This window comes from Spirochaetaceae bacterium, assembly GCA_009784515.1.
Lineage (GTDB): Bacteria > Spirochaetota > Spirochaetia > WRBN01 > WRBN01 > WRBN01.
The window spans coordinates 1-12614 of the sequence record WRBN01000056.1; the positions used below are offsets into that span (position 1 = coordinate 1).

Below are 12614 nucleotides of genomic sequence, written 5' to 3' on the forward strand. Positions count from 1 at the left end.
TAAGCGGGGTGATAGTATTATCGTCTTCCCCGGCAGTTGTTTGCCCGGCCTTTAATATGACCTCCAGCCGGCTAACATTATTATTAATTAAATAGCAACCAATGCCGGCTTCTTCCAGCTTGGCCAAAAGCGGCAGCTCGGCTTTAAGCGGAGTAAGCCTACCGCCGGCAGCCCGGCTTATTATTAATATATCACCACTTTGCAGCTCGCTTTTATCGGCATACACCACAGCCTCGCTGTCTGCTATTGCCATTTGCAAAGGCAAACTTATCAGTTGCCCGTCTTTTAAAGCGGCCTCGATGGCTTTACCATCGGCTTTAGTTATTAAATTTTTAAGAGCGGTTATCTGCGCGGCAGTTAGTTTATCGGTTATACTCATTGTAGTTAAGTATATAGTAAGTGGAGTAGAGTGTCTAGTTAGCGCAAACTACGCTACGCCATAAATAACTACCCATTTGACAGACACGGCTGTAGCCAGTAGTATAATATAAAATGTTAAGCTATTCTTAGTAGAACATATATTTAAACTTTTATCAATACTTTTTTAAATTAAATCCCCATCTTCCTTATTCATCTTTTTTTCCTAATATTTTAACCAACGCCTCCGCCGCATAGTCCATATCCTCCTCCTTAATAGTAAGGAGGTAAATCAGTAATCTATCCTCTGCTACCCGGCCAAGAATAGGCACCGGCAAATTATGCAAAGCCGTTACTAATTGATTAACTTTAAGGCTAACCTTACAGTTAATAGCTACCGCATAACTTGGGTAAAACTCGTCGGGCAAGCTGCCACCGCCAACCTCTACATCGGCCTCTATCACTTCAGCTAGGCCAACGGGTAAAGCCTTAGCCAGCCGTTCGGCTTGGGCTTTAACTTTGGTCGGTTTAATGGCAAGTAACTGGGCGGCATAACCTATCGGCCTTTCGCTATCATTTAGTTTATCTATTAAGCTAGCCTCAAGTAAACTTAAAATAACCTTGCCGCACCTAAAGGCACGCATTAAAGGGTGGCCGGCTAATCTATCAATATAAGCTTTTTTACCCACAATAATACCGGCCTGCACACTGCCTAAAAATTTATCGCCACTAAAACATACTAAATCGGCGCCTTCTTTTAAGGCTTGCTTAATACTTATATCTTCGCTTAGCCCGGCCTCTAGTACCCCGGCCCCTTCATCGTATACTAAAGGGATATGGCTAGGTAAAGCCGCTCGCAGCTCTTTAATTGATGGCGAAGAGGTAAAGCCGCGTATTTTAAAGTTGCTGCTGTGCACCTTAAGCAATAACTTAGTATGCTCGGTGATGGCATGGATATAGTCGTCCACGGTGGTTATGTTGGTAGTGCCTACCTCAACCAGCCGGCTGCCGGCCTCCGCCATAATATCGGGGATACGAAAGCCGCCGCCTATCTGCACTAGCTCGCCGCGGCTAATAATTACCTGCCCTTCGCCGGCTAAAGTCTTTAAAATTAAATATATCGCCGCCGCATTATTATTAACCACCAGAGCTGCCTCTGCGCCGGTGAGTTTACAGAGTAATTCATTAACAAAGCCGGCCCGTCCGCCGCGTTTTTGTTGATTAATATGGTATTCTAAATTGATATGGTTCGTATTTAAAAATTCGGCTTGCCGCCATAACTCCTTGCTTAATGGGCTGCGTCCTAAATTGGTATGCAAAATTGTGCCGCTGGCATTAATAATTTTTTGCAAAGGCCGTTTTATTTTAATTTGTAACGCCGTAAGACATTTAGCTACAATAGCATCATAATTGTAACTGGTATCTTCATCTGTTTCGGTCCGTAAGGCAGCCAATACGGTACGGATAACATCGGCACAGATGGGCCGAGACAAAATTAAATGCAAAGGTTTTATCCTTTCGTCTTCTAACAGTTTATCAACAGAGGCAAAATTTCTCATTAAAGCAATTATAGCCCATTAGCTATTATTTGTCTATTTTATATAACTCCCTTTTGTTAATAATAGCCATCTATTAATAAGTTGTAAAACAGTTATTTAGTTAGCCAAAGCCATTGCATTTTAAAGCAGAATATAATATACTAATAATATTATTGATATTTTTTAGGGATTTTATATGAGCGATAACCATAATAACGATAAAGATGATGAAAAAAAGGGCGACGATAAAAATGAAAAAAATAAAGATTTTTGGAAGAATCGCCCCAATAAAAACGATAAAAAAGGCGGCGGAGTACAGCCCACGCCTAACCCGCAGCCTTTTAGGCCCAGTTTTATTGTTTTAGCTAGTATACTTGGCTTAGTTATACTGGCTAACTCTTTTTTTGGCAATAGTAACAGAGGCAGCGAAATTGCTTACTCCGATTTTAAGGCCTTGATTATAAGCGGCCAAATTAGGCAAGTGCGTATCGCCAGTCCTTTTATTTACGGCTACGCCTTAACCGATAGCGAAGCCGCAGCGGCAGCCAGTACCGAAGCTCCGGCCCGACCGGCTCCTTTTTCCGGCGATTTTTTAGGCCGTCCGCGTGCCGTTACTAACGAAGTATCTTACCGGGCCGTATTGGTAAGCGACCCTACTTTACTACCGTTACTAGAGGAACATAATGTTATTTACCGGGCCGTAGTGCCGCGCAATAACGATTTTATCTCTAGCCTTGTAATTATGGGTATCTTTATTGCCATATTTATTTTAGTATCGCGCTCACTTTTTAAACGTATGGGCGGCGGGGCTAATGTGATGAATTTTGGCCAAAATAAAAACCGTATTGTCGCCGAAACCGACCTTAACACCCGTTTTAATGATGTGGCCGGCTGCGATGAAGCCAAAGGCGAACTGGTCGAGGTAGTCGATTTTTTAAAACACCCCACGCGTTACACCGATATTGGCGGTAAAATCCCTAAAGGGGTGCTTTTAGTTGGGCCGCCGGGGACCGGTAAAACTTTGCTGGCTCGGGCCGTAGCTGGAGAGGCCGGCGTAGCCTTTTTTAGGGTTAGCGGGGCCGATTTTGTGGAAATGTTTGTGGGTGTAGGCGCCGCCCGTGTGCGCGATTTATTTGGCCAAGCCCGTCAAAAAGCCCCCTGTATCATCTTTATCGATGAGATGGACGCTATCGGTAAAAGTCGGGCCAATAACTTTAACAGCAACGATGAACGTGAGCAAACTCTTAACCAACTACTGGTAGAGATGGACGGCTTTGATAGCACTACCGGTGTTATTGTACTTAGCGCCACCAACCGCCCCGAAATCCTCGACCCGGCCCTGCTGCGCGCCGGCCGTTTCGACCGTCAAGTGCTGGTAGACAAACCCGATGTTAAAGGGCGTGAGGCTATCTTAAAAATTCATAGTAAAGATGTTAAATTGAATGATGATGTAGATTTACATAAAATTGCCGAAGGTACGCCGGGTTTTGTCGGTAGCGATTTAGCCAATGTCGTCAACGAAGCGGCCCTGCTAGCCGTACGTGCCGGCCGCAAAGAAGTGGCACGTGTCGATTTTGAAGAGGCCATTGAAAAATCGGCTTTAGGCCTTGCCAAAAAAAGTAAAGTAATGAGCAACTTTGAGCGCGAAACTACTGCCTTTCACGAAATTGGGCACGCTTTAGCCAGCGTTTTTACCGCCGGTACCGACCCGCTGCGTAAAATTACTATTATTCCGCGCGGTATGGCTTTAGGGGTTACTTGGAGCGACCCGGTAGAAGGACGTTACAGCAAAACCCAAGACGAATTTATTGCTATGATTGATATGGCTTTAGGCGGCAGGGCCGCCGAAGAAGTGGTTTATGGACGTATCACCACTGGGGCCGGCGGTGATATACAACACATAACCGATATTGCCAAGAGTATGATTATGCGCTATGGTATGAGTAAAAAATTTAAAAACGTGGCTTTAACCCGCAGGCAGGGCCTCTTTTTAGATGGCGGCGAAAGCAGCCCCGAATATAGCGAAAAAACCCAAGAGTATATCGATGATGAAGTAAGCCGCTTAATTGCCCAGCGTTACGACAGGGTTATTAATTTACTTAAAAAACACGAAGCTTTACTTTACACCATCACTAAAGAAATATTGATTAAAGAAACTCTATCCTCTGAAGAATTTTTAGCGTTTGTAAAAGCCGATGAGTTAGGCAATAACGAACTAAATACCGTAAAAGAGCTGGAGAAAAGCAACAGCCGTATTTTAATATTAACCGATGAAGACGAAGGTACTGTAATTACCAAAGCTGCCAAGATAGAGATTACTTTAACAGATGAAGATAATAAGGCTGTCGATAATTCACCTAGCAATACCGACAGTGATAATGAAAATAATAGTTAAAAATTTATCTATAGTTAGGAGAGTAAACTATGTCTATTTTATTAACAAGGCGCAGCGTACGTAAATTTACTACCGAAGCTGTGAGTGATGATAACATTCGTCATATATTACGCGCCGCTATGTATGCGCCATCGGCGGTAAATAAGCAAAACTGGCAGTTTTATGTGGTAAAACGCGGTGAAAAACTAGCCGAACTAGCAACTATTTGGGACAGCAAAATTTTAGATAAAACCACTATGGAAAAAGAATTTTATACCAGCCGCTCGGCTATCTTGCGTAGTGCGGCGGCGGCTATCTTAATTTGTGGCGTATCAGAGACTGAGTTAGGCGAAGGCGAAAGCTGGCCGGTAAATTGCGGGGCTGCCACACAAAACCTCTTATTAGCTGCTCACGAACTTGGCTTAGGGGGTGTTTGGCTTGGAGTTTTTAACCTAGCGCCTCGCATTAAAGAAGTTATAGAGTTTTTTAACTTGCCGGCTAACCACCGTCCCTTTGCTTTATGCGCCATTGGCCACCCAGCCGCCGTGCCGGCCGAATCAAAGGAACGTTACGATGAAAGCAAAGTGCACTGGATTAAGTAATTATGGCTAAGGCTGTAGATGGTGCTGCCGCTTTTGAGCTTTACTATCAAAATTTGTATGGCAACCGTTGGCCCGGCTTAAAAGCTGCTCTGTTAGCCCCTAAAGAACAAACAGCCATCACTTTAACTAACCCGCCTTATTACTTAGATAAAGCCAGCCTACAAGTAGTTAAAGCTTTACAAATTGATAAAGATATGCAAGTGCTGGATATGTGTGCGGCACCCGGCGGTAAGAGCCTTGCTATCGCCCAAGCCTTACAGGGTACAGGATTGTTGATGGCCAATGAGCTACAGAGCGATAGGTTTTTTCGCTTAAAACGGGTTATTAATAACCTCTCTGAAAATTATCATCAAAATATTAAACTTACTAAATATGACGCTACACGTTTAAATTTTTTTATTAATAATACCCATTTCGACCGTATTTTATTAGATGCCCCCTGCAGCAGTGAGGCGCATGTACTAGCCGATAATAAATATTTACAGCAATGGAAACCCAGCCGCAGCAAAAACTTAGCTATTAAACAATTAGCAATGTTGTGCTCTGCCCTCGAGTTATGCCAAGCAGGCGGCCTCATCGCCTATAGTACCTGCGCCCTTAGCCCCACTGAAAATGATGAGGTGATAGAAAAATTTTTAAAAAAACGAGCTGGCCGCCTTAAGGTTATTCATATACCTTTGGTTGGTGAGGCTACGAGCTATGGGCAGATTATTTTGCCTGATAACCCTAATACGGCCGGGCAAGGGCCGATGTATTTTTGTATTATAAAGAAAATAATCTCTGATTAAATTCAATTCAAAAATTAATCCATTAATTTAAACTTTTAACCAGCAAAAAAATCATTAATGCCCTAACTAATCTTTTGACATTCCCGTCAAAAAATGCTAAAGTTATTTAAACAAATCATCTTAAACTGTAAAATAAAAGGAAAAATTATGATAGTAACACCAAAGATAATGGCTAATATCTCGCTCACCGCTCACCCGCTGGGAGTAGCTCACGAAGTAACACAACAAATAGATTATATTAAAAACCAGCCCAAACTTAAAGGGCCCAAAAATGCCCTTATTTTAGGTTGCTCCGGCGGTTACGGCCTAGCTACCCGTATTGCCCTAGCCTACAGCAGCGGAACGGTAACTTTAGGTGCCAGTTTTGAGCGTGAACCTACCGATAAAAAGATAGGCAGTGTAGGTTATTACGCCAACAAAGCCTTTAGCGCCGCCTGTAAGGCCGATGGCTTAAGCGAGCAAACCCTTAACTGTGATGCCTTTACAAATGAGGCTAAAGAGGCCGTTATTACTGCTGCTAATCAGCTATTTAAAGGCGAAAAGATTGATTTAATTGTTTACAGCTTAGCCAGCCCCATCCGTACCGACCCAGCAACAGGTATTACCTACAAAAGTGTACTTAAACCGATTGGCCCGGTTTACACCGGCAAAACGGTAGATATTTTTACCGGCGAAGTTAAAGACGTTGAGGTAGTCCCTGCCAACCAAGAAGAGATAGAGGCCACTACCAAAGTAATGGGTGGTGAAGACTGGCAGTTATGGCTTGAAGCTCTTAATAAAGCCAATTTACTAGCGGATAATGTTATAACGGTAGCTTATAGCTACATTGGCCCGGCCATCACTTACCCAATCTACCGCGAGGGTACCATCGGCAGAGCCAAAGACCACCTTGAACAATCTGCTAAAGCCATCACCGCTAGCTTAAGTGCCCTTAATGGCCACGCTTATGTCTCCGTCAATAAAGCGCTGGTTACCCGTGCCTCCAGCGTGATACCGGTGGTGCCGCTTTATTTAGCTTTACTCTTTAAAATAATGAAAGAAAAAGGTTTACACGAAGGTTGTATTGAGCAAGAGTACCGCATGATTGATAAACTTTACAACCAGCCCCTTCAGTTAGATAACGAAGGACGCTTAAGGTTAGACGATTACGAAATGCGTGAAGATGTACAGGCCGAAATAGACAAACTGTGGCCTACCATCACTACCGAAAATCTAAAGATACTAGGCGACCTTGAAGAGGTGCGGTTAAACTTTATGCAGCTGCACGGCTTTGAAGTGCCCGGCATAGATTATACGCAAGATGTGGATATAAGTTAATGAAAAAGCCGGTGAAAGCCGGCTTTTTCAAGTTAATAACGAACAGTTAATAGTTAAGAATTAAAAAAGCTAGATTTTCTATTCGTTACTGCTTTTCTTATTATAGTTATCCAACATATTTTGCCAAAGCTCAGGTATCTCCATACCATCTTCAATAGCATTTTTAATCATATCTATACTATGATAGTTACAAAGAGTAAAATCACCATTTTCATCACCACCCATTATAACTTGTTCCCCAGCAACTAATCGTTTGCCACATATGCTACAAATATCGCCATTTTTTATTAAATTTTCTTTTACCCTTTTTCGTATCGATTTCATGTATTTGCTCCCCTTTACCAAGTTTCCCATATTGTCAATCTAATAGTACCTCTACGCTCGTTCCTATCTATACTCATTATTTGATGAGTTATTACTCTATTATTACGAGTAAACCCCCAATAACCATCAAGATAATGAATAATGTTCTCTACTACCTCTCCTTCATTTCCATTCATAAGCCATGTAAAGAAATCCCGTATTTCATCTCTCTCTTCATCATTTTCAGGAATATCTGTAAAAAAACTATTTACAGTAGAAAAAGTGCTAGAATTAAAAAATGTTAAATTTATATTATGACCTACCATACTAATTTCCAACCAGCCTTGTCGTCTTTGCGTTTCTTGAGCACTTATAAATACTGGCAAAATAAACACAAATAGAAGTAATAATCTTTTCATTTGACCCTCCCTTAAGATATTATAACATGATATTAACTAAAAAAGCTAGCTTTCACCAGCTTTTTTAGTTAATATCATGTTCTTTATTACTTTTCTTTTAAAATTTTTGTCTGCTCTTCAATATTTCTATCCATATTTAAGACAGTCGCTATAAAACCACCTACAATAATATTATATATTAAACCAATAAATGCTCCTATAATTAATCCGCCAACAAGCCCTAAGCCTCCATGCAAATGAAAGCCCCTAACGGCTCCACCGATAGCCATAAAAATAAAGACAAGCCAAAGAATAGCCCCAAAGAACTGCCTGAAGGCATTTTTAACAAAATTTAACATAACTAAAGCTCCTTATTATAGCAATATACTAAAAAATAAGGAGCTTTAAATAAAAGGTCAACTAAAAAGAGCAGGACTTAACTCTTAATATACTCCACAATCTTAGCACGTATATCTTTTAACTTAATAATCTCATCGATACTGCCAACCTCTTTAGCTCGCTGGGCACTATGAATCTCATCAAATTTTTTAGCCCATTCTGTCTGCTTTTCGGCGTGGATAGTTTTATATAGATTATCGTAACCGGCTATATCTAATGTACCGGCTTCCAGCTGCTTTTGAGCTGCTACCAGCCGCTCATCACTATAGGTAGCTTTAAGTACTTGCCCGGTAAAAACAACGGCCGCTGCCGGCGCACCGCCGATGACGCTGGCATAAGCGCCCTCTAAGGCAATACTGCGCAAATTAGGGTTAAGTTGCTTGCTAAAAACTACATAAGCCCCGCCATGGTAACGGCCGACCACAATAAAAAGAATAGGCCCGTTAAAATTGACGACCGCTCGGCCAATCTCGGCACCCCATTCCAGCTGGTTTTTACGCAAACTTTCGGGGCTGCCATCAAAGCCCGAAAGATTAGCCAGCACCACCAGCGGCACTCGGCCACTAAAGCTATTAATCGCTCGCGCTACTTTTTTACTGCTTTGCGGAAAGAGGGTACCACCGGTATAACTTTCAGGACCATTATACGGCACCACACTACGGCGCACTAAGGCATGGCTCTCTATCCCGATGAGGCCACAAGCCTCACCGCCAACCCGGGTTTGCCAAACAATAGCTGTTTCACCGTCTTGCATAAACCTAAAGCGTTCCAGCGGAGCAAAATCGTTATCTATTACTGCCGTCATTACCTCACGCATTGCAAAAGGTTTTTTACGTTCGCTATTTTTAGCCCCAAATATATCACCTATGGTGGTAAAACCCTGTCCTAAAGTATCGCTGTAAGAGCTTAAACCTACATCACGGCTAATTAAATCACTGGTAATTCGTTTAGCCGGACGCTCACCGGCTTTCGCATAAAAGCTGCGGTAATGCTGCATAAGCACTTTGTAAGCTTCCTCTAGGCTTTCTACCTCAATTTGTGCCTCGCCATTAGGAGTCATTATCTCTTTTGCACCGCCAATAGCTAAATTATCTTTACCCGATACGGCGCCGGCAAAATCCAGCGCTCGTTTACCGGTAAGCAGCATTGTTCCCTGCGTAGTCATAATAAGCAAACCACGACAGTGCATTAACATAGTTGCTTCGCTATTCCAATAAGATTGCGCGCCCACATTAATACCGCTAACGATAATATTAATTTCACCGCCGGCCTCTGTAAACTGAATGATACGTTTTAGGGTATTAGCCGTCCAATCAAGATTTTCAGTGCCGCTATCCATATCGATACGCGCTCCCGAGCTAATCGGCAGCCACTCCACCGGCAATTTTAAATCGGCGGCTAAATCGAGGGCGGCATTAACTCGGCGACACTCGGCTTCGGCTAAGCTGCCCATATCGCCGGTAGCTTCGCTCATTAATAAAACACGTTTGTAAGACACTTCATCTTCTTGAGTGCTGATAAGCCCAAAAACAATACCGGCTTTATTTTGACCATACGGGCGGCCTTTGACCGACCGATAGCTAACGGCCCCATCTTCACTTAAATCATATTCTTCAAAGCAACTTTGCCCAAGTCCGGTGCTGCCATCACATAAGCCATTAATAAGTTCATAAGGGTAAAATAAGTTACGGCTACGGGCTTTAACAACGGCATTTTCGTAGGACGACCGTGCTTTTAGTAAATCGCTGGCAGCCTCACGCCACACCATATTAACATTGCTGCTGCTAAATTGATTAATAAGTAATTCTTGGCAGCTATCTTGGTTTTTACGCATAACTATACTAATACGCTCTAACCCCATATCATTGGTGATATAACGTTTAAATAACCGGGCCACATACTCTTCTATTTGGCCGGCTTCAGCACTTAACTGCGGCCAAATGGCTATAGTTAATCTGTTCCAATATAAAGGTTTTTTGCGTAAAGCCTGCTTCGTACGCAAGGCCATTAAGCCTTCGTTTACCGCATCTTCAAAACCCACTAAACTTTTAATTTTACCTTCTTCATCTAGCTGCACTTCGGTAGACTCTAAATTCATAAAAACAAAAAAACGTTCATCATTTTTATTTTCTTTAGCGACAGCTGTAACAAAAGTTACATTATTATTAATTTGTTCAAATTTTTTATCAAAATTTGCTAAGCGATACAATCGTAACTCACGGTAATTTAAAGGGCTTAAAAAAGCGCTGTTTTCATCGGCTTGCCAGCCATTAGAAGTTTTAATATAATTTTGATAAGTTATTAATTCACCATTATCATAACCAATAATTAAACGTTTACTCGCTATATTAAGGTTATTAATTTGCTCCATAGTATACTGATATGATACAAAAACAAGAGTAGTAACGGCGTTGGCCTGCGGTAAAGTAAATCCTTTTAAATCTCTTGGCACCAATATAAAGGTAGTTCGCTCTTCACCATTATGTTTTTTATAAGTAACTAAAGCAGCTCCTTCATTAATAAACTTATAATTAGTAATTACCCCACGATAAAGACGGTGAGAAAGTACCTCTAAAGCAATGTCATTTTGCCCAGATGCTACCTTATTTACCAATAGTCTTTCACTTTGCTCGCCATAACTTACCGCCCGCTGCATTAAAGTGTTACGTTTGGTGGTGTCGGTTTCGTTAGCTAAAAGCGGTAAAATACGCTCAAGTCTTTCAAGCCGGCGGCGGGCAATATCACTTAAAGCCTCTCTATCAAAAAGCTGATAACGCATATTAAGAGCCAGCTGCTTTAAATTTAACGCCAAACCAGCTAAATCATCTAGCTCTTCATCTAAGCCGCTAATATCTTTGCCTTTATTGATATTAAGATGGGGTAAAGCTAAGTTAAGTACCTGCTCCTTTTTTTGCCGAGCAAAATGGGTTTTATAAAGACGAAAAACCACCCTATCTATCACTCGCCGCTCATTGCCAGTTATATTATTAGCTTTTAAAACATTATTTACAGCATTGATAAAAGGTGCGGGAAAGCTTTCTTCATTACGTTCGTAGCTTTTATAATAAACAGCTAACCACTCGGCAAAACTTAAAACACTAGCTTCGCCAAAACGGGCTAATTTTTCTTCGCTAAATAAACGCTCTACAGCATTAAAATAGCTTATTAATTTAATAAACAAAGCCTTATCATCGGCCTTAATTAATTCTTTGAGCTGAGCAACCGGTAACGAATCGTAGCCCAAAAAGAGGGCGCAAAGCTCGGTTTTTGGCTGTAAATTATCGGCCGGCAGCTGGGCAAAACCATCAATGCTATCGCTGTTATTACCGGCAGAGCTGCCTACTTTATCTAAACGCATAAGCACTTGCCCGGCAGTTACGCCATCGCCGGCTTTTACTAAAATTTCGCCTACAATGGCCTCTTCTGCGGCAACCAATGGCAGCTCCATCTTCATCGCCTCTAGGCTAGCTAAAATTGTACCTTTAGTTACCTTATCACCGCTTTTTACCTTAACGGCCAGCACCAAACCGGCGCCGCTGGCTTTAATTGCCCCGCCGCTATCGCTTTCGATAATATAAGCAACGTTATCTACCTCTACCCTAAAGTTGTCGCCTTGCCTCGTAACTAAAAGCTTAGGCTGCTGCCCGGCTAAAGTTAAACGGCCATCAATATTATAGCGGTAATTAAAATAATATACCTTATCACTATAATTAATAGCAAACAAATAACGGCTAAGTCTACGTACCATAAGACGATAACTGCGACCAAGATATTGCAGTTGCAACTCCTGCATCGTGCCGGCCATAGCGCGTACACGGCCGGCTAACATCATTTCGTTATGAAAAAGCCGCTCGTCATCATTTTCGCGCTCGCGATAAATCTCGGCGGCTACCGCACAAAGTGCATGAGCTACCTTAGCCTGAGGCGGCTTTTTACCAGTTAAATATTCTTCTACAAAACGTGTGGTAACCCCGCCGGCTTTAATTTGCGGAATATTAAGTAACTCTAGTAAAAAAGTACGGTTGGTTGTCCCGCCGTCAATCTTAACTTGCGTTTCGGCGATGGCACGCTCTAATCTCGCTAAGGCTTCCGCCCGTGTAGGGGCAGTAACGATAATTTTGGCCACCATACTATCAAAGTCACCGGGAATAACTGAACCTTCGGTGATACCACTATCGATACGCACATTAATCCCACCGGCCGGTCGCCAACGGCTAACTTTGCCCGGTGAAGGTCGAAAACCTTGTTCGGGGTCTTCGGCATTAAGACGTACCTCGATAACATGGCCGCGCGGTTGGTTGGGATAGCTTTCTATCGATTTACCCATTGCTACATCAAGCTGCCCGCGCACTAAATCTATGGCATAAAGCTGCTCAGTTATGGGGTGCTCTACCTGCAAACGAGCATTTACTTCCATAAAGTAAAACTCGTTACGCTCGGTATCGTATAAAAACTCGACCGTACCGGCATAGTGATAACCAGCTGCTTTTAATAATTTAATAGCTGCTTGTTGTATCTCTTCGAGAGTTTCTTCACTA

General features: G+C 42.3%; 10 protein-coding genes. 4 read left to right on the plus strand and 6 right to left on the minus strand.

The features are described from left to right. Together FWE37_06770 and selA are read right to left on the minus strand one after the other, a co-directional pair. Positions 1 to 379 (minus strand): hypothetical protein (locus FWE37_06770; GenBank protein ID MCL2520683.1); only part of this gene is annotated, 379 nt, incomplete at its 3' end. A 187-nt stretch (positions 380 to 566) separates the two neighbouring features. Beyond that, positions 567 to 1916, minus strand: coding sequence for an L-seryl-tRNA(Sec) selenium transferase (gene selA / locus FWE37_06775; protein MCL2520684.1), 1350 nt, complete (start codon positions 1914 to 1916; stop codon positions 567 to 569). 175 nt (positions 1917 to 2091) lie between these two features. Here selA and ftsH point away from each other — a divergent pair, with 175 nt between their 5' ends. The 4 genes from ftsH to FWE37_06795 all read left to right on the plus strand — a co-directional run bounded on the left by ftsH (position 2092) and on the right by FWE37_06795 (position 6976). Then, positions 2092 to 4290 (plus strand): ATP-dependent zinc metalloprotease FtsH, encoded by a 2199-nt coding sequence (gene ftsH, locus FWE37_06780; protein MCL2520685.1) that lies wholly within the window; start codon positions 2092 to 2094, stop codon positions 4288 to 4290. A 29-nt stretch (positions 4291 to 4319) separates the two neighbouring features. After that, a complete protein-coding gene (locus FWE37_06785; protein ID MCL2520686.1) occupies positions 4320 to 4871 on the plus strand; it encodes a nitroreductase family protein in 552 nt (183 codons plus the stop codon). Positions 4872 to 4873: 2 nt separating this feature from the next. Further along, entirely contained in the window at positions 4874 to 5659 is a 786-nt protein-coding gene (locus tag FWE37_06790) for an RsmB/NOP family class I SAM-dependent RNA methyltransferase (GenBank protein ID MCL2520687.1), read from the plus strand. A gap of 147 nt (positions 5660 to 5806) precedes the next feature. Next, positions 5807 to 6976 carry a trans-2-enoyl-CoA reductase family protein gene (locus tag FWE37_06795; GenBank protein ID MCL2520688.1) on the plus strand — a complete coding sequence of 390 codons (1170 nt, stop codon included), beginning with the start codon at positions 5807 to 5809 and terminating at the stop codon, positions 6974 to 6976. A 78-nt stretch (positions 6977 to 7054) separates the two neighbouring features. Here the strand turns inward: FWE37_06795 and FWE37_06800 are convergent, their stop codons facing one another. The 4 genes from FWE37_06800 to FWE37_06815 form a co-directional block, all read right to left on the minus strand. Beyond that, the gene (locus FWE37_06800) at positions 7055 to 7300 is read right to left on the minus strand and encodes a hypothetical protein (GenBank protein ID MCL2520689.1); all 246 of its coding nucleotides are present in this window, start codon (positions 7298 to 7300) and stop codon (positions 7055 to 7057) included. 14 nt (positions 7301 to 7314) lie between these two features. Next, entirely contained in the window at positions 7315 to 7698 is a 384-nt protein-coding gene (locus tag FWE37_06805; protein MCL2520690.1) for a hypothetical protein, read from the minus strand. Positions 7699 to 7784: 86 nt separating this feature from the next. After that, a complete protein-coding gene (locus FWE37_06810) occupies positions 7785 to 8036 on the minus strand; it encodes a hypothetical protein (protein MCL2520691.1) in 252 nt (83 codons plus the stop codon). Between the two features lie 77 nt (positions 8037 to 8113). Continuing rightward, positions 8114 to 12614: hypothetical protein (locus tag FWE37_06815; GenBank protein MCL2520692.1), on the minus strand; the 4501-nt coding region annotated here is incomplete at its 5' end.

Bases quoted from the DNA above. Each gene is read 5' to 3' on its own strand.
- FWE37_06810 (MCL2520691.1), bottom strand. From the start codon at position 8,036: ATGTTAAATTTTGTTAAAAATGCCTTCAGGCAGTTCTTTGGGGCTATT.
- FWE37_06790 (MCL2520687.1), top strand. From the start codon at position 4,874: ATGGCTAAGGCTGTAGATGGTGCTGCCGCTTTTGAGCTTTACTATCAA.
- FWE37_06805 (MCL2520690.1), bottom strand. From the start codon at position 7,698: ATGAAAAGATTATTACTTCTATTTGTGTTTATTTTGCCAGTATTTATA.
- ftsH (MCL2520685.1), top strand. From the start codon at position 2,092: ATGAGCGATAACCATAATAACGATAAAGATGATGAAAAAAAGGGCGAC.
- FWE37_06800 (MCL2520689.1), bottom strand. From the start codon at position 7,300: ATGAAATCGATACGAAAAAGGGTAAAAGAAAATTTAATAAAAAATGGC.
- selA (MCL2520684.1), bottom strand. From the start codon at position 1,916: ATGAGAAATTTTGCCTCTGTTGATAAACTGTTAGAAGACGAAAGGATA.
- FWE37_06785 (MCL2520686.1), top strand. From the start codon at position 4,320: ATGTCTATTTTATTAACAAGGCGCAGCGTACGTAAATTTACTACCGAA.
- FWE37_06795 (MCL2520688.1), top strand. From the start codon at position 5,807: ATGATAGTAACACCAAAGATAATGGCTAATATCTCGCTCACCGCTCAC.